The organism is Psychrobacter sp. bablab_jr014, from assembly GCF_016464015.1.
In the GTDB taxonomy this organism is placed as follows: Bacteria; Pseudomonadota; Gammaproteobacteria; order Pseudomonadales; family Moraxellaceae; genus Psychrobacter.
Genome location: NZ_JACDXT010000009.1, coordinates 1 through 23,680, shown reverse-complemented (window position 1 = coordinate 23,680; position 23,680 = coordinate 1). Strand labels below are relative to the sequence as shown.

At 46.3% G+C, this 23,680-nt stretch carries 17 protein-coding genes; 8 read left to right on the top strand and 9 right to left on the bottom strand.

The genetic code is table 11. The features are described 5' to 3' along the window. Positions 1-44: 44 nt before the first annotated feature. On the bottom strand, positions 45-2,495 hold the full coding sequence (gene mrcB / locus JIE71_RS02115) for a penicillin-binding protein 1B (protein ID WP_199507078.1): 2,451 nt from the start codon (positions 2,493-2,495) through the stop codon (positions 45-47). Positions 2,496-2,688: 193 nt separating this feature from the next. Between mrcB and JIE71_RS02110 the strand changes: the two genes are divergently transcribed. Further along, entirely contained in the window at positions 2,689-5,385 is a 2,697-nt protein-coding gene (locus tag JIE71_RS02110; RefSeq protein ID WP_199507077.1) for a heavy metal translocating P-type ATPase, read from the top strand. A gap of 140 nt (positions 5,386-5,525) precedes the next feature. On the opposite strand, the gene JIE71_RS02105 is transcribed toward JIE71_RS02110, so the two are convergent. After that, complete coding sequence (locus tag JIE71_RS02105) at positions 5,526-6,245, bottom strand: Bax inhibitor-1/YccA family membrane protein (protein WP_199507076.1); 720 nt, start codon at positions 6,243-6,245, stop codon at positions 5,526-5,528. Between the two features lie 329 nt (positions 6,246-6,574). Between JIE71_RS02105 and JIE71_RS02100 the strand changes: the two genes are divergently transcribed. Continuing rightward, positions 6,575-7,564: an NAD(+) kinase gene (locus JIE71_RS02100; RefSeq protein WP_199507075.1), complete on the top strand. Its 990-nt coding sequence runs from the start codon at positions 6,575-6,577 to the stop codon at positions 7,562-7,564. 71 nt (positions 7,565-7,635) lie between these two features. Then, a complete protein-coding gene (locus JIE71_RS02095) occupies positions 7,636-7,947 on the top strand; it encodes a YeaC family protein (protein WP_199507074.1) in 312 nt (103 codons plus the stop codon). 196 nt (positions 7,948-8,143) lie between these two features. On the opposite strand, the gene putP is transcribed toward JIE71_RS02095, so the two are convergent. Both putP and JIE71_RS02085 read right to left on the bottom strand, forming a co-directional pair. Then, the gene (putP, locus tag JIE71_RS02090) at positions 8,144-9,646 is read right to left on the bottom strand and encodes a sodium/proline symporter PutP (RefSeq protein WP_199507073.1); all 1,503 of its coding nucleotides are present in this window, start codon (positions 9,644-9,646) and stop codon (positions 8,144-8,146) included. Positions 9,647-10,202: 556 nt separating this feature from the next. After that, positions 10,203-11,096: a LysR family transcriptional regulator gene (locus tag JIE71_RS02085; protein ID WP_199507072.1), complete on the bottom strand. Its 894-nt coding sequence runs from the start codon at positions 11,094-11,096 to the stop codon at positions 10,203-10,205. Between the two features lie 503 nt (positions 11,097-11,599). Between JIE71_RS02085 and leuC the strand changes: the two genes are divergently transcribed. From leuC to JIE71_RS02060, 5 genes are all read left to right on the top strand, one after another. Further along, on the top strand, positions 11,600-13,018 hold the full coding sequence (leuC, locus tag JIE71_RS02080; protein WP_199507071.1) for a 3-isopropylmalate dehydratase large subunit: 1,419 nt from the start codon (positions 11,600-11,602) through the stop codon (positions 13,016-13,018). An 83-nt stretch (positions 13,019-13,101) separates the two neighbouring features. Next, positions 13,102-13,752 (top strand): 3-isopropylmalate dehydratase small subunit, encoded by a 651-nt coding sequence (gene leuD / locus JIE71_RS02075; RefSeq protein WP_199507070.1) that lies wholly within the window; start codon positions 13,102-13,104, stop codon positions 13,750-13,752. Between the two features lie 303 nt (positions 13,753-14,055). Continuing rightward, positions 14,056-14,712, top strand: coding sequence for a hypothetical protein (locus JIE71_RS02070; protein ID WP_199507069.1), 657 nt, complete (start codon positions 14,056-14,058; stop codon positions 14,710-14,712). A gap of 93 nt (positions 14,713-14,805) precedes the next feature. Next, entirely contained in the window at positions 14,806-15,906 is a 1,101-nt protein-coding gene (gene leuB / locus JIE71_RS02065; protein ID WP_199507068.1) for a 3-isopropylmalate dehydrogenase, read from the top strand. 288 nt (positions 15,907-16,194) lie between these two features. Continuing rightward, entirely contained in the window at positions 16,195-17,484 is a 1,290-nt protein-coding gene (locus JIE71_RS02060; RefSeq protein WP_199507067.1) for a L,D-transpeptidase family protein, read from the top strand. Between the two features lie 204 nt (positions 17,485-17,688). Here the strand turns inward: JIE71_RS02060 and infA are convergent, their stop codons facing one another. From infA to JIE71_RS02035, 5 genes are all read right to left on the bottom strand, one after another. Further along, entirely contained in the window at positions 17,689-17,913 is a 225-nt protein-coding gene (gene infA / locus JIE71_RS02055) for a translation initiation factor IF-1 (protein ID WP_169391838.1), read from the bottom strand. A 106-nt stretch (positions 17,914-18,019) separates the two neighbouring features. Beyond that, the gene (gene truA, locus JIE71_RS02050; RefSeq protein WP_206767377.1) at positions 18,020-18,856 is read right to left on the bottom strand and encodes a tRNA pseudouridine(38-40) synthase TruA; all 837 of its coding nucleotides are present in this window, start codon (positions 18,854-18,856) and stop codon (positions 18,020-18,022) included. A 37-nt stretch (positions 18,857-18,893) separates the two neighbouring features. Next, positions 18,894-19,973 carry an asparaginase domain-containing protein gene (locus tag JIE71_RS02045; protein WP_199507066.1) on the bottom strand — a complete coding sequence of 360 codons (1,080 nt, stop codon included), beginning with the start codon at positions 19,971-19,973 and terminating at the stop codon, positions 18,894-18,896. A gap of 120 nt (positions 19,974-20,093) precedes the next feature. Continuing rightward, positions 20,094-21,824: a FimV/HubP family polar landmark protein gene (locus tag JIE71_RS02040; protein WP_199507065.1), complete on the bottom strand. Its 1,731-nt coding sequence runs from the start codon at positions 21,822-21,824 to the stop codon at positions 20,094-20,096. A 58-nt stretch (positions 21,825-21,882) separates the two neighbouring features. Next, a complete protein-coding gene (locus JIE71_RS02035) occupies positions 21,883-23,319 on the bottom strand; it encodes a FimV family protein (protein ID WP_199507064.1) in 1,437 nt (478 codons plus the stop codon). Positions 23,320-23,680 lie beyond the last annotated feature (361 nt).

Here is a 23,680-nt window from a genome sequence, read left to right as displayed (position 1 = left end):
ATTCTCTTAACAAATGATGATTGTCATAAATCATAACGCTGTATTTAGAACCATTCAAGAGCACGCTCATACCACGTATCCGCTTGGCGCTCTGAACCATTATTTTCGTCTATGACTGCACTGTTTGGAATCTCTAAGCCTTCTTGTTGGCGTTGACGATTAATACGGTTTTGCTCTTGCTGCCATGCCATTTGCTCACGTGCGCGGTCTTGTTGATAAATGTCTAAGGCACAGCTACTTGCCTCACGTGGCAAGTAATTTGCCAGCACAGGTAAGTAGCGGGCATTCGGACAGCGCTCATTTGACAGTTTGCCAGAGTTGTTTTCGAGCCACAGCCATTCAATACCTTCAGGTGCGGGCATAGATACGGGCGTCAGTTTCAGACGGCGCATGTAGTCTTCCCACACAGGCAATGCGCCTGAGCCGCCACTTAAGCCGATAGATTTATTGTCATCACGGCCGACCCAAACCACGCTGACATAGTTGCCGCTATAGCCTGCAAACCATGCATCGCGGTAATCATTGGTCGTGCCTGTTTTACCCGCAAGGTTTAAGTTGCTGCCAAGCGATTGAATACGTTTCGCCGTCCCATCCTTAACCACCCCTTGGAGGGCATAGTTTACTAAAAAGTTGGTTTCAGGAGGGATACTGCGTTTGGTGTTTAGTCCTGTACGCTGCAAAATACGACCCTGATTATCAATAACCGTGCGAATACTATGAATTGGCGTGCGGAAACCACCCGTTGCAAACACCTGATAGACGCCCAGCATGTCCATCGGGCTGAGATTGACAGAACCAAGCAGCACAGAGGGGTAGCTTGGGATTTCTTCTTTTACCCCAAGGCGGCGCAGTTGTCTAACAAAAGTATCGACACCAAACTCCATACCCATGCGCACAGCGGCTTGGTTGTATGATTTGGCAAGTGCGGTACTGAGTGGCACAAAGCCGTGGTCGCGCTGGTCATAGTTTTTTGGCGTCCATGTCTTGCCATCGCTGAGCTCAACGGTAATGGGTGAGTCATCGACAGAGCTGGCAAGATTGTAGCGACCGCTCTCAAGTGCGGTCATATAAATGACGGGCTTTAATAGTGAACCGACTTGACGCTTGGCATCAACAGCGCGGTTAAAGCCTGTAAACTCACTACCACTACCAACCACGGCGACCAGCTCGCCTGTCTCAGGATTGGCACTGACAAGAGCAGCTTGTAAATCTTTGGTTTTGCTACCACGGCGGCGTAGCTCACCGAGCTTTTTCTCCACCGCATTATCAGCAGCCAGTTGGGTGACTGGGTTTAGGGTGCTGATAATGGTCAAACCTTCATTTTTTAAATCATCAGCGTAGTACACATTGTTCAGCTCACGCTTTACCATATCCAAAAAGTCAGGGAATAAGTTTTTGCCCTCTTTGGCCTTATCCACCACGCCTAGCGGTTTTTTAATCGCCGCATCATAGTCTTCCTGCGAGATTTTGCCCAGTACCAGCATATTATTTAGTACAGTATTACGGCGGTCTTTAGCCGCTTCAGGATGGCGGCGCGGATTGTAGACACTTGGGCCTTTTGCCATGCCGACCAAAAGGGCTTGCTGGTCGACACGCAGCTCGTTTAAGGGTTTATTGAAATAAAACTGCGAAGCCAAGCCAAAGCCATTGATAGAGCGTTTGCCATTTTGACCCAAGTAAATCTCGTTTAGGTACGCCTGCAATATCTCATCTTTGCTATAATGCAGCTCAAGCAATACTGCCATTAAGGCTTCGTTGGCTTTACGCTTAAGCGTACGGTCGGAGTTTAGATAAAAGTTTTTAATCAGCTGCTGCGTGATGGTCGAGCCACCTTGTCTTGAGCCACCTGTAAAGTTATTAACGACAGCACGGCCAATACCACGGATAGACACGCCTTTATGCTCATAAAAGCCGCGGTCTTCGGTAGAGATAAGCGCATCAATCAAGGGCTGCGGCACGTCATCAAGCGACACCACCATACGGTCTTCGTTGTTATCAGGATAGATGCCACCGATGCTGACAGGCTCTAAACGGATAATGCCTGTTTTGCTTTGCTGTGTGCTCTGAATCGACTTGATCTCGCCACCTGAGATGCTCAGCTTGATGACTTGTTCAGGGTCGATGTCATTGGCGCTATAAGTAAAGCCGCGGGTATGAATATAGTAGGTACTGCCTGACTTATGAAAGCTACCTGTACGCTCATAGCTTTTATTGCTTTGATAGTTAAGCAGCTCTAACCACTTTTTGATGGTGTCATTATCCACGTTTGCGCCTTGATAAAGCTCAAGCGGCTGGGAATACACTTTGGCTGGAATATCCCAGCGCTTGCCCTCAAATTTGTGAGTAATGGTGCGATCGAGCTTGACCAAATAAAGCGCGAGGAGCACCATACCGACGATGACAATGAGCAATAAAATCGTACTAAAAACCAGTCCGCGCTGCGTGTTTGCAGGCGTGCTGGTGATAGGATGACGAGAGGGTGTGAACTTTTGCACTGATGCGGCACCGTTTTACGATAAAAAAACTGCCTCATGATGACGCAAAACGATAAAATTTTCAATCTATCATGTACAGTAGGCGACTATCGGTAGCGATGACGCGCTATAGTGCGTCTGATAGATATGCTTTGTTATCATGCGTTTAGCTCATTGCTTGCCCCGTTTACTAGCTAAGGAATACCGCGCTGTCATGTCTGATACCTCATCCCATGCCGCTACCCTGTACGAAGACTCCATCACACAAGGGTTAATATTGCCGCCAGCGGGTCACTGCTTCCACTGTGGTGATGCCGTACCGAGTCCGCCTTTTATGGCGACAGTGCTCGGCGCGCCGCGTGAGATGTGCTGCTTGGGCTGTCAGCTGGCGGCAGAGAGTATCGTGGAGGCGGGGCTGGAGCAATACTATCTTGACCGCTCAGAGATTAACCGCACGGCAAGTCTGCCTGCCGAAATGACGCGCCTGAGTGCCTATGACCATGAAGACATTAAATCGCAATTTGTCTATCATCAAGACGCGCTGTCGGTTGCTGAGCTGTCGGTCAATAATCTGCGCTGTGCGGCGTGTACGTGGTTGATTGAATCGCGCCTGCTCAGTCTCGATGGAATCGATGCGTGCCGCGTGAACTTGACCAATCAACGTATGCAAGTGACGTGGGATGAGGACAAATTACCCATCAGTCAGATTCTTGCGACTATTGGCGATATCGGCTATGAGGCAAAGCCGTATCGCCAAGACACGCACGAAGCCATGCTTGCTAAACATAATAATAAAATGATATTGCGCCTCGGTATCGCGGCGCTCGGCGCGATGCAGTCTATGATGTATGCCGTGGCGATTTATTTTGGCGAATACAGCGGCATGATGGTGTTGCAGCGTGATTTTTTGCGCTGGGTGTCGCTGTTTGTCAGCGTGCCTGTGTTTTTTTATGCTGCCATTCCGTTTTTTATTTCCGCGTATACCGCGATACGCGCGCGTCAAGTCAATATGGACGTACCTGTCAGTGTCGCGCTGATTGTCACCTTTTTTGCCAGTCTGTATGCCACGCTAACAGGCAGCGGACACACGTATTATGATTCGGTCAGTATGTTTGTGTTTTTCTTACTGGCAGGTCGCTATATCGAGCACAATGCCCGCTTGAAAGCGGCGACGATGGCAAACGATTTGGTGGTGGTCGAGCCTGTATTGGTGCAAAAAGTTGGCACAGATACCGAAGCCGCTGCGCACATTCAGCAGTTGCTGACAGCAGATACTTCTGACACTGACCAAGACAATCAACAAAATAGCCTAAGCAATAAAAATATAAACGCTATCAATCCACAAGTACGCTTAAAAATAGCCCAAGATGCCTTGACACATTGGCAAAACAATCAACAAAAAAACATTGACCAAGATAATCTCGTAACCAGTAAAAGTCTGCGCGTTGGTGACATTATTAAAGTCGAAGCAGGCTCAGAGATTATCAGCGATGGCATTTTGCTTAGCACCACCGCGACCGTCTCGCAAAGTCTACTGACAGGCGAGGGTGATTTAATCGTTAAGCAGCAAGGCGACCACATCATCGGTGGCGCACAAAACGACAGCCAGCCCTTTATCATGCTAGTGACAGCGGAAACTGAAGACAGTCAGATTGGTTTGATTGACCGTTTGATGAACCGCGCGATGAGCGAAAAGCCCAAGCTCGCCCAGCAAGCGGATAGGCTGGCACGCTGGTTTGTGGCGCGTATTTTAATCTTGTCAGTATTGGTGTTTATTGGCTGGTATTTTATTGACCCAAGCCAAGCCATTTGGGCAACGGTTGCCGTTTTGGTTGCTACCTGTCCATGCGCATTATCGCTTGCCACGCCGATTGCCTTGACCGTCGCCACCAACCGCTTGGCAAGTTATGGCTTTTTGACCACACGCGGGCACACGTTGCAGACGCTCGCACACATTACCCATGTGGCGTTTGATAAGACGGGCACGCTCACGTATGGCAAGCCCAACTTGCTGCATATTGACTTGATGGACGCGGAACTTAATACCTCGTCTGACGATATGGCGTATAAAAATCAGCTGCTCGCTATCGCTGCCGCGCTCGAGGTCGGCAGCCGTCATCCTGTCGCACACGCGCTATTAACCGCTGCCTATCAGCTGCATCTGCCTGCCACAGACGATTTGACCCATTATCCAGCGGGTGGGGTGCAAGCGGTAATTGGTGGCATGACCTATCGTATTGGGCACCCTGCCTTTGCGTTAGAGGACAATAGTGCCGCTGACAGCATTCGTGCCGAGACGCATCAGGCCAGCCTCGTGGTGGTATTGTCAAAATGGCAGGCAGACACGCAGTCATGGCATGCCAAAGCCAGCTTTTATTTTAATGACAAAGTCCGTGATACGGTGCCAGCGCTATTAGAGACGCTAAACGCGTATGACTTGCAGCCTGTCATGTTGACAGGTGACCCTAGCGCAGAGGCAATGAAAGTGGCCGCGTCACTTGGCATCACTGACGCGCACAATGCGCTATCCCCAGCGGACAAGGTAGCACGTATCAAAGACTTGCAGCAGCAAAGGGCAGTGGTGCTGATGGTCGGCGATGGCATCAATGATGCGCCTGTACTGGCAGCGGCAGACGTTTCAACCTCGATTGCGGGCGCGGCAGATTTGGCGCAAGTATCCAGTGACAGTATTATTTTAAATGGCAAAATCGAGGCCATCGGTAAGGCAAAACACATCGCCAATAAAACTGAGCGCATCATTAAACAAAATTTCCGCTGGGCGCTCGGCTACAATGGCGTTGTGCTGTTGCCTGCGGTGCTCGGCTATGTGCCGCCTTGGCTTGCAGCTATTGGCATGTCATTAAGCTCACTGGTCGTGGTGCTTAATGCCTTACGTTTAAAACGCGCTTAATTATTGACGTTGACGACTCATGTTATGGTTTTACCTAGGTTTCGTCTTATAAAAACCATCAGCCACAAAAAAACCGCCATCAAAATCTTAAGGCGGTTTTTCTTTTTCTAACAACAGTTTTTGTTAAAACGCTTGATTGATTAGTCTTGCAAGTAGCTCAGTAGACGTAGGAATTCAACGTACATCCAGACTAGCGTTGCCATGATGCCCACACTAAAAATCCACTCGTAGTCATCAGAGACGCCCATTGCTACGCCGCGCTCGATGTTATCAAAATCAAGCAACAAGCTAAACGACGCAATCACGACGACAAACAAACTAAAGCCAATAGCAATCATACCACCATCAAATAAGAAAGGTAGGCTTGAGCCAAAGATAGCAAAGCCCCACTGTACGATGTATAGCAGCATGATGGCAAAAATCGCTGACATCATGATAGAGCGAAATTTGTCCGTCACTTTAATCACGCCTGAACGATATAAGCCCAGCATGACGGCAGCGGTGACAAAGGTCGCACATAATGCGGTCAATGGTACACTTGGGTACATCGCCGCGAAAATCATCGAAATGCCGCCTAGAAACAAGCCTTCAAGCAGTGCGTATGGCACAGCAAGCGTTTTGGCGAGATGCGGCTTAAACACCATCAAAAATGACAGACCCACGCCAGCAAACATGCTGACAATAGCGGTCATATAAATAAAATTGCTTGATAAGCCAGCGGCTAGGGCATAAAAAAAGAATCCTAAACCAGATACGGCAGACAAACCAAGCAACATGCTGGTCTTGCGCACCACCCCTTTTACGGTCATCGGTTTCCCACCGACCGCAAGCTCTGTGCGACTGACGATAGGATTGGCCATACATATGTCCTTAATAATATAAATAAAATGATATAGATACTCGTTACTCTAGCAAACCCGCTACTATTGTCAACTATATTTACGTGAACGCTATTTGTATTTTTTGGTTGCCATACACAGCATGTTGCTAGGTTATGCTTGAACAAAATACCTAGTGTCCAAGCTCAAGTATTATATGGTGTCGATGTAACGCAGATACAAGCAGAAGTGTATGCTCAGATGGTTGGCTCTTAATACAACATACAAGTCAGTTGATAAAAAAAGAGGCTAGTTTAGCTAATGGTTTACCGTTATTATGGTGTTGTTTTACGCTTATATCGAGTCGCTTTATGGAAAACTCAGCGCAGTCTGAACGTCTGCCACATTTACACGAATCTAAGCTGTTTTGTGATATTAAAAATCCTGCTTTTCAGCGCATCGGATTGATGGGTCGGGCAGGCAAGCGTAGTGTCATCACAAGCTTATTACAAATCGCGCATACCATCAACGAAATGGGCTTGACCCTCGTCATGGATGTAGAAACTGCAGAACTGCCGAATTTGGACTTGAGCAATATTGAGCGTGTCAAAATCGTTAAGCGTGGCTTGATTGGTGAAATTTGCGATTTGGTCATCGTGGTCGGCGGTGATGGCTCCATTCTGCATGCTGCCGAAGCCTTGGCGCGCTACCGTGTTCCTGTGCTGGGTATCAACCGTGGGCGGCTTGGGTTTTTGGCGGACGTACGCCCCTCTGAAGCGGCCTTTAAGATAAGACAGGTCTTAATGGGTAACTATCAATTAGATCATCGTTTTTTATTGACCATGGAAATCCGTGATGGGCGTAATATTTTATATGAAGATATGGCATTAAACGATGTGGTATTGCATGCAGGCAAGTCGGTACATATGATTGATTTTCAGATGAAAATCGACGGCCACGATGTCTATCGCCAGCATAGTGATGGCTTAATCGTCGCTACACCAACAGGCTCGACAGCGTACGCCCTGTCAGGTGGTGGGCCGATTGTTCATCCCAGTATGGATGCCATTTGTCTTGTGCCCATGCATCCACACACTTTGTCCAGCCGCCCGATTGTGGTTAGTGGAAATAGCGAGATTTGCATTCGCATTCATGAGGACAATCGCACGCAGCCTATGGTCAGCGCTGATGGTAAACAAAGTATGCCACTAGAAAAAGACCATCGTCTCTATATCCGTAAGCATCCTGATAAGCTCACCTTGTTGCACCCACCAGGGTTTGATTTTTACGAAGCTTGCCGTACCAAGCTACATTGGAATGTGCATGCTGATGAATTCAGTTTAGAGAGCGATGACGACTGAGTTACTGGCAACATGCTATAGGCATGGTAAAATAGGCCTAATATTTAATATATAGAAATGACGAGGGTGATATGGACAAACAAACGGTACTTGCAAGCTTAACGCCTGAGCTGGTGGACAAGTTTCGCACCGCTATTGAGCTTGGCAAGTGGCCTGATGGTCGCCGCCTAAGCGCTGAGCAGCGTGAGACCTGCATGCAAGCGGTGATGATATGGGAACATGAGCACTTAGCCGCAAGCGAGCGTACAGGTTTTATCCATAAGCCTGTAAAAAATGATGGCACGGTCGTTGGCGAAGAATGTGACGTCGAGCATGAGCATCATTATCCCAACATGCCCAATCCAAAAGGCGACATTCAGCCCATTAAATTTCGTAATAAGTAATTTTGTAATGAACAAGCGTGCAAAATAGGTTTTATTACCTGATAGCGCGTAAGTATAAAGAGGCTGTATCTGATGGACTGACCCCTTAAAGCTGAACACACAATGATGACACACCATAGATCGTAACGCATAAAAATACCCCATAAGTTGCATCCAACTTATGGGGTTCTTAATATAAACGGTTAATCTGTTTTGCTTACTGCTTTAATAAGGTTTCCATTTCTGCGTACTGCTGCTCAACTTCTGCACGCGGACCACCAGTCATGATGCTCACAGCGAAGATAGCAATCGTGCTTAGAACGAAACCAGGAACGATAGCAAACAACCAGCTGTTGAGTGCAGTGCCATCAGCAAGGGTAAAGCCGCCATAGATCCAAACGATAACGGTTAGAGCACCGACAACCATACCTGCAACCGCACCATTACGGTTCATGCGTCTCCAAGTCAAGCTAAAGATAACGAGTGGGCCAAATGCAGCACCGAAGCCTGCCCAAGCGTTTGATACAAGATCAAGTACTGAGCTGTTTGGATCAGAAGCCAGCATGATAGATACGATAGCAACGACGATAACTGAGATACGACCAACCAAGACTTGACGAGACTCTGGTGCTTCTCTATCAAAGAATAGCTGATAAACGTCTTTTGTTAACGAGCTTGAAACCACAAGTAGCTGTGATGAAATGGTACTCATAATTGCAGCTAAAATAGCAGCAAGTAGGAAGCCAGATACCAGTGGGTGGAACAAGAACTGAGTAAATACAAGGAAGATGGTCTCAGGATCATCTAGGGTCATTGCAGTTTTTTGTACATAGGCACGACCAGCAAAACCTGTCATCAACGCACCGATAAGGCTGACAATCATCCAGCTCATACCAATGTTACGTGCCGTTGGTACATCTTTTGGTGAACGAATCGCCATGAAACGTACGATAATGTGTGGCTGACCAAAGTAACCCAAACCCCAAGCCATCAATGAAATGATACCGATGATACTCATACCTTCAGTAATGTTCAATAATGTTGGGTCGATGTTACTGACTGCTGTTGTGGTCGCTGATACGCCGCCAAGGTCTGTAAAGGCTACGATAGGTACGATGACCATCGCAAACAACATGATAACGCCCTGTACGAAATCGGTCATTGATACCGCTAGGAAGCCACCGAACAAGGTATAACATACCACCACACCTGCAGTTACCCATAGGCCTGTTGAGTATGACATGTTTAGTGAGCTTTCAAATAGCTTACCACCGCCAACCAAGCTTGCTGCGGTGTATACGGTAAAGAATAAGATGATTACGATCGCTGAGATAACGCGTAGTAGGTGCGATTTGTCTTCAAAGCGGTTTGCAAAGTAATCAGGGAGGGTGATTGAGTTGTTCGCAACTTCGGTATAGACACGAAGACGCGGTGCAACGATGATGTAGTTTAAGAATGCGCCGATAGTCAGACCAAGTGCAATCCAGATACTGACCACACCATCACTATACATATAGCCTGGTAGACCAAGAAGTAGCCAGCCTGACATGTCTGAAGCGCCTGCTGATAAGGCAGTCACTGCTGGACCAAGGTTACGTCCACCAAGCATATAGCCTTCAGAGTCGTTGGCCTGTTGGAAATAGGCGTAAACACCAATACCAATCATTACTAAAAAATAGGCGGCTAACGATATTAGCACACCACTTGAAATTCCATTCATAAAACCTGTCCTTAACCAAATTACTGGTTATTGTAAAAGTATCAATAACGCCTCAACCAATAACGCTAAAAACTTCTTGACGCTAAGAAAAAGACACTACTGAGAAGGAAATCAAGGGCACCTATTCGCGGTGTGACCGCAAACAAGCTGTTGTGTTTAGTTTTAGATGATTAATACTAGATAGAGACCACCGCAAAGCGGAACACCACAAATAAAATCAATCATGTAAAACTGTTAAGCGTGCTTTTGTATCTAAAATAAGCTACAAAGCACCGATCAAACACAATTAACCATTGACTCTTAATAATATTAACAAACGTCATACTGTCACGCACAATATATATGACAACAACGTAATATGGCAAGGGCGAGTTGTGCGAATTAAATTCATGACAAGAAAAACTTGAATCAAAAACTGCCTAACCGACTCATATTACCCAATTGATGCTAGATATATTGGTTAATATTTCTCTAGTAACAACATGTTATAGATACAAAGTAAACGGCATTATAACGTATCGATAATTCGATTGCGAACCAAGCTACAAGAGAGTTACTAAGCAGTAGTTTCAGAGGCATAGGTGATAGGCGAAAGCATTTTTAACAACGCCGCCACGCTGCTAGAAGGCGTCAGTTTTGGATTGATAACCACACCGAGATAACGTTGCAGCTCAATATTATCTGCCATGTCAATACGCTCTAAATCTTGGCTAATAAGTGTCTGTGGCAGCACCGACCAACCAAGACCGATAGAGACCAGCATACGGATAGACTCTAGTGGGTTGGTACTCATGGTGGCGTAGGGTTTTAGGTTGTGTTTGGCAAATTCAGATAAGGTAATTTGGCTGGTAAAGGTATTGGCAGAAGGTAGGATAGCAGGGTAGTGCGCTAACTGCTCCAAGGTCACGTTGGTCTTTTTGGCTAAAGGCGACAATGCGCCTGTCATAAAATAAAGCGGGTCTGACCATAGCGTGTGATACGTTAAACGCTTGTCATAAATTGGCGGCAAGGTTAAAAAGGCCAAAGACAAATTACCATCAAGTACCGCTTTATGCGCCTCTTCTGAATCGACAAAATGAACTTCAAGCTGCACGGCAGGATGCTGCTGTATAAAGTGTTTGAGGACGGGTGCAAGGTGGTGCAGACCAATATGATGACTGGTGCCGATGACTAATTTGCCTGAGACGGTTTGCCGATTGTTTTGTAGATTGATTTTAAAGTTTTTATAATCTTCTAGCCAGCGCTTGGCGTGGGGCAGCATTTCATTGGCGGCTTGAGTCGGAACAATTCCGCGACCAACGGTATCAAACAGTGTGATATTAAATTCATCTTCTAAGTTTTTAATGCGCTTACTGACTGCTGGCTGAGTAATAAACAGCTTTTCTGCCGCGCCTGAGATGCTGCCAGTCTGCATTACCGTCACAAACGTCGTTAAATTGGTTGTATTCACACCGATATCCTTAGCCGATTACTCAGCGATTGCCCTAAAACATAAAATCACGACAATATATGGTCAATAAGAAAATATTGATTTCATCTATCTAAAACAGAAAAAAAAGTTTGTTAACAGATAAAAATCATCAATTATTATTATAGGATTAGGCTGTTATAATCACAAGACATCCACTTAACTTTTCAACGCCTAATTATTTTAATGCCGAGTGACTTCAAGGTGTGGTCATTATGGCTTGATTATTGAGTACAGAGCGATATCTATAAGATAGGTGTCTGCTAATATAGAAGCATAAGCGCTTTATGACGTATAACGATAGGTCTATACAGTGTGTTTTTAACGCTATATCATTTTTATTTTGGCTTTACTATATAACTATTATCTATTATATAGATGCGTACTGATATCTATCATGCATGTGCTTCCTATACATCGCCACCACGTGTTGTGCTTAGATGAGCCGCCTACACGTCAATAGCAACCAAAACAAGGACAAGATTATGGCTGGTCAGACTTTATACGACAAACTTTGGAACGCCCACGAAGTCAGCAAACGTGATGATGGTTCAAGCCTTATTTATATCGATCGTCATCTGCTGCATGAAGTGACCAGTCCGCAAGCATTTGAAGGTCTAGAGCTTGCCAATCGTGAGCCGTGGCGCTTGTCTGCAAATATCGCCAGCCCTGATCATAACGTACCAACCGTGACGGCTGAGCGTTCTGAAGGTGTATCTGGTATTAAAGATGAAGTATCGCGTTTGCAGGTCGTTACCTTAGATGAAAACTGCGCAAAATTTAACATTGCTGAATTTACCATCAATGACGCTCGCCAAGGCATTTTGCACGTGGTCGGCCCTGAGCAAGGCTTGGTATTGCCTGGTATGACAGTAGTTTGCGGGGATTCACATACCGCGACACACGGTGCACTTGGCTGCTTGGCTCATGGTATCGGTACCTCTGAAGTTGAGCATGTATTGGCGACGCAGTGCTTGATCCAAAAGAAAATGAAAAACATGCAAATCCGTGTTGAAGGTAAACTCGGCGCTGGCGTGACGGCAAAAGACGTGGTACTGGCCATTATCGCTCGTATCGGTACGGCAGGCGGCACAGGTCATGCGATTGAATTTGCAGGTCAAGTGTTTGAAGAGATGAGCATGGAAGGGCGCATGACCGTCTGTAATATGGCGATTGAAGCGGGCGCCCGCGTCGGTATGGTCGCTGTCGATGACATCACCATTGATTACGTTAAAGGTCGCAAATATGCACCGACGCCTGAGCAATGGGACGCCGCAGAAGCCTATTGGCGTACCCTATATTCAGATGCGGACGCTGTGTTTGATACCGTTATCGAAATGGACGGCAGCGCGATTGCACCGCAAGTCTCTTGGGGTACCTCACCTGAGATGGTCGTCGATGTCACAGAGTCTGTGCCAACGCCAGAACAGGCTGCTGATGACACCCAAAAAGAAGGCTGGATACGCGCCTACACCTATATGGGTCTAGAAGCAGGACAAAAGATTACTGATATTCAGCTTGATAGAGTGTTTATTGGTTCATGCACCAACTCACGTATCGAAGATTTGCGTGACGCGGCCGCAGTCATTAAAGGCCGTAGCGTGGCTGAGAGTGTAAAAGAAGCCATCGTGGTTGCAGGCTCAGGGCAAGTCAAATTGCAAGCTGAGTCTGAAGGATTGGATAAAGTCTTTACCGAAGCGGGCTTTGAATGGCGTGAGCCAGGTTGTTCAATGTGCCTTGCGATGAATGCAGACAAACTACTGCCACAAGAGCACTGCGCCTCAACCTCAAACCGTAACTTTGAGGGACGTCAAGGCAATGGCGGCCGCACGCACTTGGTTAGTCCAGCAATGGCGGCAGCAGCGGCTATCGCAGGTCACTTTGTGGATGTGCGCACGTTTTAATCGGTAGCGCATAAGGCGTGCATAGCGCGCTTTATGCCGACGCGGCTGATTTTTATCTTTTCTTATTAACGATAGGATGTCTTATGCAAGCTTATAACATTCAAACTGGTATCGTGTGTCCCCTTGATCGTTCAAACGTGGACACCGACCAAATTATTCCAAAACAGTTCTTAAAATCTATCAAGCGTACAGGCTTTGGCGTCAACTTATTTGATGAGTGGCGCTATTTGGATGAGGGTTTTCCAGGTCAAGACGCCAGCAAGCGTCCAGTGAATCCTGATTTTGTTCTGAATCAACCGCGTTATAAAGACGCGATCATTTTATTGACTCGTAAAAACTTTGGTTGTGGCTCAAGCCGTGAGCATGCGCCTTGGGCATTGTCAGAATATGGCTTTCGTACCGTGATTGCGCCAAGCTTCGCCGATATTTTTTATAACAACTGCTTTAAAAATGGCATGCTGCCCATCGTACTTGATGAAGCCATCGTCGATAAACTGATGAAAGCGGTCATTGCAGAAGAAGGCTACACCTTGACTGCTGACTTAGAAGCACAAGTCGTCATCACGCCAACAGGTGAACGCTATCCGTTTGAAATCGATGCGTTTCGTAAGCATTGCTTGCTAAATGGCTTGGACGATATTGGCTTAACGCTGCAACAAAGCGATGCCATCAAGGCCTATGAAGCAACCATGCAACAAAAGACACCATGGATTTTTAATCCTGTACACGCTTAAAGTTACCATTGTCTTCAGCTCATACTCAAATAGCGGCCTTTGGTCGTATTTGGGTAGGGCGTAAGCGTTGAGTTATGACGGTGAAGTGGATAGAATAACTGTCATTCTAATAATCAAAACATTTATCTGCCTATGAGAGCTATAAACAACCTCATAGGGTTCTAAAATGCTTATTGTATAAATAGGTTTTAAACAGCTCGGTATGCTTTTTAGTAAATGGACAGATATTGTATTTGCTGGATTAGAGGTTATTTATAACCGTTTATTCTCTCATCGCTTTTTTACTTTATAGTAGTCATCGTCATGATAAAGATACCACGTGGTTGGGTTGTTGCAGGTGTTATTAGCAGTGCCGTTATCGGCATATCAGGTTGTCAGGTTTTGTCAGGGTCGCAAACGACGGGTCAAGCGTCAAATCAGACTTGGGCAAATGATATTACCTTAAAACCGATAGCTGGCGAAGTAACCTTGGCGTGCTTAGGGACGTACCATTGCGAATTTACGCAAGTCGATAAAACGTTGATTATTAATGCCGATACCCATACACCGATGCGTAATATGGAAACGCCTGTATCTAATAATGCTGCGCCAAGCCCATTGAATAATAAGCAAATGGTAAAAACTACGTTGGCAGGCGTGTCAGGCATGCTGATGTTAAATAACTATTATGTACGTATGTTGCCTAAAAAACGAGAAGTACATGTAAATTTTTATCCAGAGCCCAACACAGACTATACCGAACGCTTTGCAATGATTCATGAGTTTACTGATTCGGGCATATATCAGCTAAAAGCCTACCGTAAGCGCTCATCAGGCAGCGGTAGCTTATTGGATACGGCGTCACCTGATCCATTGTGCGTGGACTTGCTGCATAATCAGCAAGTGCTGCGTCATTTTTGTAAGGCGATGAACCCTGAGCATCAAGGCGAGTTTATCGAAACGCGCGTGCCTTTAGCATAACAATGACCGCAGATACCGTGCATTCACTGCTGATTTATTTTTTATCTTAATCTTTTTACTTTTAACTGTTTATAAAGAACAACAAGGATTTTTATGGCAACCGTATTAACATTGGCAGGCGATGGCATTGGCCCTGAAATTATGGCCCAAGCCGTACAAGTACTAAAACGCGTCAACGAAACCTTTGATTTGGGCTTAACTTTAGAAGAAGGGCTAATCGGCGGCGTCGCGATTGATGCCACAGGTGAGCCGCTTCCAGATGAGACGCTAGAGCGCGCCCGCGCTGCCGATGCGGTACTTTTGGGTGCAGTCGGTGGCCCAAAATGGGATACGATTGAGCGCAGCAAGCGTCCAGAGCGTGGTCTATTAAAAATCCGTAGTGCGCTAAATTTATTTGCCAATTTACGTGTGGCGAAGCTCTACCCACAGCTGGCCAATGCATCGAGCATCAAGCCTGAGATTATTAAAGGTTTAGATTTGCTGATTGTGCGCGAATTGACGGGCGGCATTTATTTTGGTCAGCCGCGCGGTATCCGTACGCTAGAAAACGGCGAAGAGCAAGGCTATAACACGATGGTGTATAGCACGAGCGAAATTGAGCGCATTGGTAAAGTCGCCTTTGAACTGGCGCAAACTCGCGCCGCGGCTTCAGGCAACCCAGCGCGCGTTTGCTCTGTAGACAAAGCCAACGTACTAGAAGTGACTGAATTGTGGAAGCAAACCATCACTAAGATGCAGCAAGCCGACTATAATGATGTGGCGCTGTCACATATGTATGCAGACAATGCTTGCATGCAGTTGATTCGTGACCCTAAACAGTTTGACGTTATGGTCACAGGCAATATGTTTGGCGATATTTTATCTGATGAAGCGGCGATGCTGACAGGCTCTATCGGTATGCTGCCATCAGCAAGTCTTGATGAACAAGGTAAAGGCATGTACGAGCCATGCCACGGTTCAGCACCTGATATCGCAGGTCAAGATAAAGCCAATCCACTGGCAACCATTTTGTCAGTTGCTATGATGCTGCGCTATACCTTTAAACAAGAAGCCGCTGCGCAAGCGATTGAGCAGGCGGTCAGTGAGGTGTTGGATGACGGTCTGCGCACGTCCGATATTTTGGATAGCACTGAAGCAGGCTTGACCCAAGTTGGCTGTAAACAAATGGGTGAAGCGGTATTGGCAAAGCTATAAGCCAATAAAGCACGCATTCCTCGACGATATGCAAAGCCCCATCTGTTGAATTGGCAGATGGGGTTTTTTTATGGTTATGCCACAGTTATGTAAACAAACACGAACTTGGCTACCAATCTTTAACAAACTCATGGCAACTGCCTATGCTTGGTAACACAAAGCCGTCAACGCACTTCCTACCGCTATGGCATCATATTGACATAACTAAAAGCTCAGTGCGCTGCATTAATACACAAAATACAATAGCTACGCAGCACAATTGAGCCATTACAGATTTGAGGAGATATCATGTACAAATTGAATAAATTAAGCCAAGTGATGCTGGCAATGGGTACGAGCGCAATTTTATTGGTAGGATGTAATGGCGGTAGTGATGATGCCAATGCGCAGCCATCTGCAAATGACACTACAGCGCAAACGACTACGGATACTCAAGCAGCTGCTAATCAAAACGATATGAATAATGGCAGTGATATGTCGCAAGACAATGCCGCAATGAACGCTGAGCAAGACATGAATACCGATAGTGAAATGCCTGCTGATATTGATAAAACGCTCATCGAAAATGGTGACGACATCAGCCCTGTAACGCGTGGTATTAACCAGCAAGGCGTCAGTCAGCAATTAGAGGGCAACAGCAAAACCGAAAATGAGCTGAATAAATTGTTACCCTCTCTCGAATACAATACCGACAACCTTTCTGAGCGCGCCACCAAAGCCAACGAGTCTACATGGACAGAAAGCGCCAAAATTGACCAAAACCTAGGTACAAAAATCCAAGCGCTATTAAACTGGAATCATCATGGCGTAGGCGCGGTCGATGGTCGCTGGGGTAAAAATACCATCAAGGCGATGAAAGCCTTTCAAGAAGCCAACAATCTGCCTGTAACCGACAGTATGAATACGGAGACGTGGAAAGCATTAACCCAAGACAGCGCATTGATCGATCAGCCTGTATTGGTGAATTATCAATTGACTGATAATGATGTGAATATCAAAACCACCAAAATTCCAAGTGGGGCAGAAGAAAAGGCTAAGCTAGAGGGCATGTACTATGAAAGCGTGCTTGAAGCGTTGGGCGAAAAGTTTCATATGGACACCGATTATCTAAAAGCCTTGAATCCCGACAGCAACTTTGCAGCAGGCGAGACTATCATTGTTTATAATCCTGGCAATCCAGATACCACGCCTGTCAGTCGCGTCGTCGCCGACAAAGCCGCGCAAACCCTGTACGCATATGATGCTAATGATAATATGGTTGCCAGCTACCCAACCACAGTAGGCAGCACCGCAACGCCATCACCTACAGGCACACATAAAGTTAAAGTAAAAATCCATAAGCCCAACTATACATATACCAGTGACGCGGGCAAAAAATCAATCCTTTCCCCAGGACCGAATAACCCCGTTGGTATCGTATGGATTGGTCTAACGAAGCCTTCTTATGGCATCCACGGCTCACCTGACCCCGAACGTATCAGTCGTCAAGCTTCGGCAGGCTGTGTGCGTCTGACTAACTGGGATGCGCTCGCGCTATTGGGCACGATAGAGGATGGCGCTACCGTTGAGTTTAAATAGTAGGGCACTTCTTTAGTCAGTAAGTCATAGACAAAAAAATACCGCCCAGTAGTAGGCGGTATTTTACTATAAAGGGATTGGTAGTCTTATCAAAAACGCCCATCATGAACACTGCGTTTTTGGCAATACATGTCAAAATGGATTGTCAGTATTGTTATGCGTATTGATAAAAACCAATGACCAACCTACTGACCAAGATAAAAATTAGTTTTTACCGCGGTAAGTGATACGACCCTTTGATAAATCATAAGGTGTCATTTCGACTTTTACCTTATCGCCTGTCAAAATACGGATGTAATGCTTACGCATCTTGCCCGAGATGTGCGCGATGATTTCGTGACCGTTTTCTAGACGGACTTTAAATAGCGTGTTGGGTAAAGTATCGATAACTTCACCTTCAAATTCGATAATATCGTCTTTTTTTGCCATAATCTCTTTCAATCAGTAGAAAAATAAGCCGATATTATACGCAAGTTCTGCCAATTATGCAACAAAAACCTGATTTTTACTTGACAGCGTGTAATGGTTATGTATATCAATCAGGTAGGTTCAACCAAACAGGCGTTAAAGGAGCGTTGGGTAATAAGCGTTGATATTCTTCGGGATAATAGGCGTTGATAAAATATAAGCCATCTCCTGACGCGGTCGGCGGCGCAATGGTGCGGTCTTTTTTGGCTAAAATCTCTAAAAAGTCTTCAGGCTTTAATTCATGGCGACCAATAGCATACAAGGTGCCCATCAGGTTACGCACCATATGGTGTAAAAAGCCATCCGCTTGAATGTCAAAGACAATAAAGGCGCCGTGCCGAAAAAGACGCGCATGGCTGACCGTACGTACCGGCTGGTTGGACTGACAGGCGGCAGCGCGATAGCTGCTAAAATCATGCGTGCCTGTAATATACGCTGCTGCCTGTTGCATCGCGGGCAAGTCAAGCGGCTCATGAATGTGCGTGACTTGGTGATTTAAAATCGCAGGGCGCTGTGGCTGATTGAGCGTGATATAACGATAGCGGCGGGCAATGGCCTTAAAGCGCGCATGAAAATCCTCAGGCATCGGCTGAATCCAGCGCAGCGCAATATCATCGGGCAGTAAGCTATTAACCCCGCGTAGCCAATTGTGGGTCGGGCGATAGGCTCGCGTCACAAAGTGAGCAATCATATTGCTGGCGTGCACGCTGGCATCGGTACGCCCAGCAGCAACCACTTCTACCGTCTCATTGGCGACCTTGCCAATGGCGTCTTCTAATACTGCTTGGACGCCCGTCACTTCTTTTTGGCGCTGCCAGCCGCGATAGTTCGTCCCCAAAAACTCAACCGCGATTGCCAAAGTATATGTTGGTATTGGCTCAGGGGCTGCCGTAGACGTTGACATAGTCAGTCACCTGTAAAAACAATGGATAAAAAAGGACTTAGCGCTTTTCGTTTGAGCCCTGAGTGACCGTATAGCGCCAGCGTTGACGGCGGCGCGCAGGCGTATCAAAATGGATATGTAGCCACAACAGACGAGCATAAATAGCAGGAATAGTGAGGCGCTCACCTGCGATGACATGATGTGCATACTGCCAACTGCCCGCAGCATAACTGGCACTCACGCCACCAAAGGCGCACTGGCTAGCGCACACGACCATGTGTCCTTGTGCATAAGCCTGCTCTAAAGCGGCTGCCAGCGCCTCGGACTTGGGAATATTGCCCGCACCAAAACCTAAAATAATAATGCCACAAGGCGGCTTATCAGCCAAATGATCCAACTGCTGACGCAAAACGTCGGCATCGTTAGGCAAGCAATAAATAGCCTGTACACGAGCATTTGCTGCACGTGTAGTCATATCTACAAGTGCAGCTAAACGGTCATCTAACCAGTGCTGACGACGTGCAGTAGGCAAGTCTTTAACATAGCTGCTGGCAGGGTAGGCTGCACGCGTGTGACCTGTAAAAGCCATCAAGTCATGGCTATGAATTTTTTGTACCGTTTGTGCAGGCCACGCCTCACCGCCAAAGCAGATTTGTACGCCGCTCTCGGCATACGCTGCCAAACGCAATGCGGCGGTAAAGTTGTCCCACGCGTCGCTGTCATCATCCTTTTGATAGTCATGAATAATGGTGCTGTCTAGCAGCGTGCGCATACTGGCTGTTAAGACAATACAGATATCGCTGCCAGCAAAAGCTTCTGCCAAAAAAGCGCCCAAATAGCTGAGCGTGTCTGTGCCGGTAATCAACACAAATTGGCGCTGACCTGTAGCATACGCATTTAAAATTAACGTATAAAAATGGGTAAAGTCTAAAGCGTGCAGCTGACTACTGTCTTTAATTAAAGGATTATCAAGCCAAGAAAAGCGCGGCAAATCATCGGTTAAAAGTGACTGTAATACAGGTAAAAAAATGTCAGTGTCTAACGGTGCTAAAGGCTGTCCGTAACTGCCAAAAGTACCGCCTGCATAGATAAGTCGAACGTCGGTAGGTGAGGTTAAATCAGTAGAATGTCGCTTCATAAAATGACCGTAATAAAAACACAAACGCCTTATAAGCAATTCTGCTTACAAGACGTCTGACAAATCAAAAGAAAAAACAGTACAAACATTGAGCCAATCGTACATTACATATTAATGATATTAAGCAGTACGTGCCAATAGCGTATGTGCCTGCTGCTGCTGCTCGCTATTGCCTTGTGCCAACACTTCATTGAGTAAGTGCTTAGCGCCATCATATTCACCAATGCTGAGATATTGCTCTGCAAGCTCTAGCGTTACTTGATTGCTGTCTAGATTTTTGACAAAGTCAAATTCATCATCGGTTGGTGGTAACAGACTGGTGTCTGTAGGAGCCGTTTCGGTTATGGGTGTGGTTTCAACAGGCGTGGTATCATCTGCGACAGGCATACCTAGTGTGGCTGACTCAAAGGCATCAAAATCAAAGTCGTCATCAAACAGCATCGGCGCATCATCTGTTTTAGATACAGGTGTTTTGTCAACGACAGGCGCTTCGTTTTCAACCACGGGTGCTTCAGTGATGCCAAAATCAATCGTTTCGTCTGCGTCAGTCTCTGCACCATCTATATCAAGGCTTAAAGCACCGTCATCATCAAAGGCAAGATCGTTATTGCTAGCGTTTGCTGTCTCAGGCGCTGATGTATCTTCAAAGAAGTTAAAGTCCGCAAACTCATCGCTGGTACTGTCTTTTGTTGTACTGGCGGCTACAGGTGTTTGCGTTTGTGGCTTAGCTGTTTCTTGTGGAGCTTGATTTGCTTCGTCGTTTGTCACCGTTTCAACAGTATGATTTGGGACGACATCTTCTGATGTAGACTCATTATCATCTTTGTCTTGTAATAATGATTCGAAGTCTAGTGTGAAGTCATCATCGACAGTACCCTTTTGATCATCGGGATTTTCGCTGCTAAGCGGCGTATCAGCGGCTGGCAGGTCTGATGTGGGGCTAGTGGGCGAATGCACATTGCTATCAAAGTCAAAGTCCAAATCTTCCTTGGCAGCAGTAGTCGATACAGATGCGGTATCTACTGGCGCTTCTTGTTTGACTTCTTCAACAGGTTGTGCAGGCTCATTAGTCGTTTCAGGCGTTAATGATGCTTCTAAGCCATCTAATGTAAAGCCAAAATCGTCCTCAGGCTCAGATTGAGGTTCAGGCGCAGCAGAAGTTTGCTCTGGTTGTGGCTCTGACGTTGTCGCGCTGCTCGTTGCGGTACTGTTTAAATCGTCTAGAAATAGATCAAACGAGGCGTCATCATTTTGATGAGCGCCAGGCGCAGGTTCAGGCGTCGCTAGAGTGCTAGGCGCTGGCTCCGTACGAGCCACAGGCGTAGCGGGTGCATCTTCTTCAACTTCAAAATTAAAATCACCAAATCTAGGCGTATCTTCCACAGCCGCTGCGTTTGGATTGGCTGTGGTCGGTACGGTGTCCATGGGCGCGTGTTCACGGTCAACCTCGGCTTTGAGCTGCTGCGCTTGTACCATGGTGACAGGGTCTGCATGTCTTTCTAATTTGGCATAGGTTTGATAAAAGGCATCTGTTTGCTCAGTTGCAATATATACATGTAATAGCTTTAGTAACAAGGTACTGTCTGCTGGATTGGCTGCCAAACCACGATCAATAGTTTCAATGGCTTTATCATAACGCTGTTGGTCGATAAAACGTTGCGCCACAGTTTCATTATCAAATTTTGTGACAGGTTCGGATGCAACAGGCGGTGTACGCTGATTCGTAGTACTGCTTGGCTGATGAGTGGCGGGCGTTTGTGATTGTGCTGATTTATTCTTACCGCGCATGACCACAAAAGCAATGCCAACGATAACGACCAATCCTACAACGAGGTATAACATAGTATCCATAAAAACTCCCGCGCCTGCGTATCTTAGAGAGGACCGCTTGATTCCCTGATAGCGGCTATTAATTTCTTAATTCTTGTAAATGAGCGTTAAGCTCGATAGCTTTTTGGTTTTTGATTAAGGGTGCTGTATGACTTTGCGTAGAGTTTGACCATGTGCTGGGGGTTTGCAAGCGTGCTACCGTTTGGCTAACGTCTGCTAAGTCAGTCAACACAGCATCATCTAGCATATCATGGGTACTGGTGCGCGCGATACTATTATCGGCGGTATCCAAAAATACAGGTGGTTTAGGCAGGCTGGTACGTGTAATACGGCGTGTGGTTTCGATATTCACCACAGGCGAAGCTGTGTGAGTCGCTGCTTGTAGATTCGGTGTTGATGTTGTCTCTTTTATCACTTTTGGCGCTATACGGCGTTTGGTTTGTACTTTGATGCTTTCGGTCGCTGCTGGTAATTTATGCGCATGCTCGCTAATAGGTGTAGCAGCTGTTGCTTTGAGATTTTGCGGTGGGTTTGTCGTCGATTTGGCAAAAAGGAGCGTGTTATCTAAACTTGTCTTACTGTTTGGTAGTGCGGGTAGGGCAGTCACTCTTTGTACCTGTAGGGGCTGAGGCACGACAGACGCTTGCGCTGTTTTTACGCTCGTATTTGCTGTGGTGGTCAATATTTTATCTAACGCACTGTCTAGACGGACAGGCTGCTGCATCGTAATCGGTTGAATATTTTGTGGCGCTTGTTGCTGCGCTAATAGGGTCGATGCATTAGCCAAAGGGTACGCTGGATTAGAGATAACCTTGCTTGGCATCGGCGGCATAGCAGAGGTTTTGGTTACTATAAGTGGCGTCTGCGTCGAAGTTTGCTGTGCCAATAAAGGTGCTTTGTCAATATTAGTACTGGCCGCATTTGGCATGGGCGGCATGACATCGCTCACAATCACGCTTAGCGGTTTTACGGTATTGGACTGCTGCGCCAATAAGGGGGCTGTTGTTTGTTGTATTATTGGTCGTCCAATCGTCGGCGTAGCATTCAGTGCTGGCGGCGCGCTGTTTTGCACCATGAGCGGGGTGTGCATCAATGCAGGACGCTGTAATGGCATCAACAACGTCTTTGGTAGGATGTCACGGTCACCATTGTTATTGAGCGTCAAAACAATATCTGCAAAGGGCATCGCAATCGGCTGCGTGCTGCTAATGACAATGCGACCCTGTGTTAAAGAGTCAGCGACAAAACGGGCATTAATTGTCGGATTGGGCGTTAACCCCATTTCTTGGTAGAGTCCATGACCTGCCAAATACGCAGAAAAATGAGCAACATCGACATCGCTAACGGCTATGCTGGCAGACAAAGGCTCGTTTTGAGCAGAATGTACTTGTACTGTGCCTAGCGTGGCTGCCTGTGCAGTTGATGGTAGGGCTGTTCCACATGCGCAAAATAAAGCAACAGTAACCGCGTGCGACACAGTGTTTAGACGATAAGAGCGCGCTACAGACCAAGACATGTGTTGTCCTTTATAACAGCTGATAGAGTATCGATGATGTACAAAATCCATTTATTTACTACTGAATAAGTATGACATGTTTCGTGTTTTTGGGATAAATACACCCAACATCACAAAACATGTACAAATGCGTTATTCATTGACACTTTTATAACAAAATATACTGCAATTTGCCAGCAGATTTGCAACCAAATTTTGTCGACTGATACTTGGGCGTGTAGAACATTCGACCATGGCACTGACAGCGACTATTTTTTAGGCGATTCGATGTTAAAAATAATAAGTTTAGTCATTCTAAGCGTTTATTTTTAACGATGAAGCGGCAAAAAAGAGTCCTGTCCCTGCGGGCTGATGCTAAAAT

What these genes read in the sequence shown, in the direction of transcription:
- JIE71_RS02110 (WP_199507077.1), top strand. Translation starts at nt 2,689, where the DNA reads ATGTCTGATACCTCATCCCATGCCGCTACCCTGTACGAAGACTCCATC.
- JIE71_RS02105 (WP_199507076.1), bottom strand. Translation starts at nt 6,245, where the DNA reads ATGGCCAATCCTATCGTCAGTCGCACAGAGCTTGCGGTCGGTGGGAAA.
- JIE71_RS02100 (WP_199507075.1), top strand. Translation starts at nt 6,575, where the DNA reads ATGGAAAACTCAGCGCAGTCTGAACGTCTGCCACATTTACACGAATCT.
- JIE71_RS02095 (WP_199507074.1), top strand. Translation starts at nt 7,636, where the DNA reads ATGGACAAACAAACGGTACTTGCAAGCTTAACGCCTGAGCTGGTGGAC.
- putP (WP_199507073.1), bottom strand. Translation starts at nt 9,646, where the DNA reads ATGAATGGAATTTCAAGTGGTGTGCTAATATCGTTAGCCGCCTATTTT.
- leuC (WP_199507071.1), top strand. Translation starts at nt 11,600, where the DNA reads ATGGCTGGTCAGACTTTATACGACAAACTTTGGAACGCCCACGAAGTC.
- leuD (WP_199507070.1), top strand. Translation starts at nt 13,102, where the DNA reads ATGCAAGCTTATAACATTCAAACTGGTATCGTGTGTCCCCTTGATCGT.
- JIE71_RS02070 (WP_199507069.1), top strand. Translation starts at nt 14,056, where the DNA reads ATGATAAAGATACCACGTGGTTGGGTTGTTGCAGGTGTTATTAGCAGT.
- leuB (WP_199507068.1), top strand. Translation starts at nt 14,806, where the DNA reads ATGGCAACCGTATTAACATTGGCAGGCGATGGCATTGGCCCTGAAATT.
- JIE71_RS02060 (WP_199507067.1), top strand. Translation starts at nt 16,195, where the DNA reads ATGTACAAATTGAATAAATTAAGCCAAGTGATGCTGGCAATGGGTACG.
- infA (WP_169391838.1), bottom strand. Translation starts at nt 17,913, where the DNA reads ATGGCAAAAAAAGACGATATTATCGAATTTGAAGGTGAAGTTATCGAT.
- truA (WP_206767377.1), bottom strand. Translation starts at nt 18,856, where the DNA reads ATGTCAACGTCTACGGCAGCCCCTGAGCCAATACCAACATATACTTTG.
- JIE71_RS02045 (WP_199507066.1), bottom strand. Translation starts at nt 19,973, where the DNA reads ATGAAGCGACATTCTACTGATTTAACCTCACCTACCGACGTTCGACTT.
- JIE71_RS02040 (WP_199507065.1), bottom strand. Translation starts at nt 21,824, where the DNA reads ATGGATACTATGTTATACCTCGTTGTAGGATTGGTCGTTATCGTTGGC.
- JIE71_RS02035 (WP_199507064.1), bottom strand. Translation starts at nt 23,319, where the DNA reads ATGTCTTGGTCTGTAGCGCGCTCTTATCGTCTAAACACTGTGTCGCAC.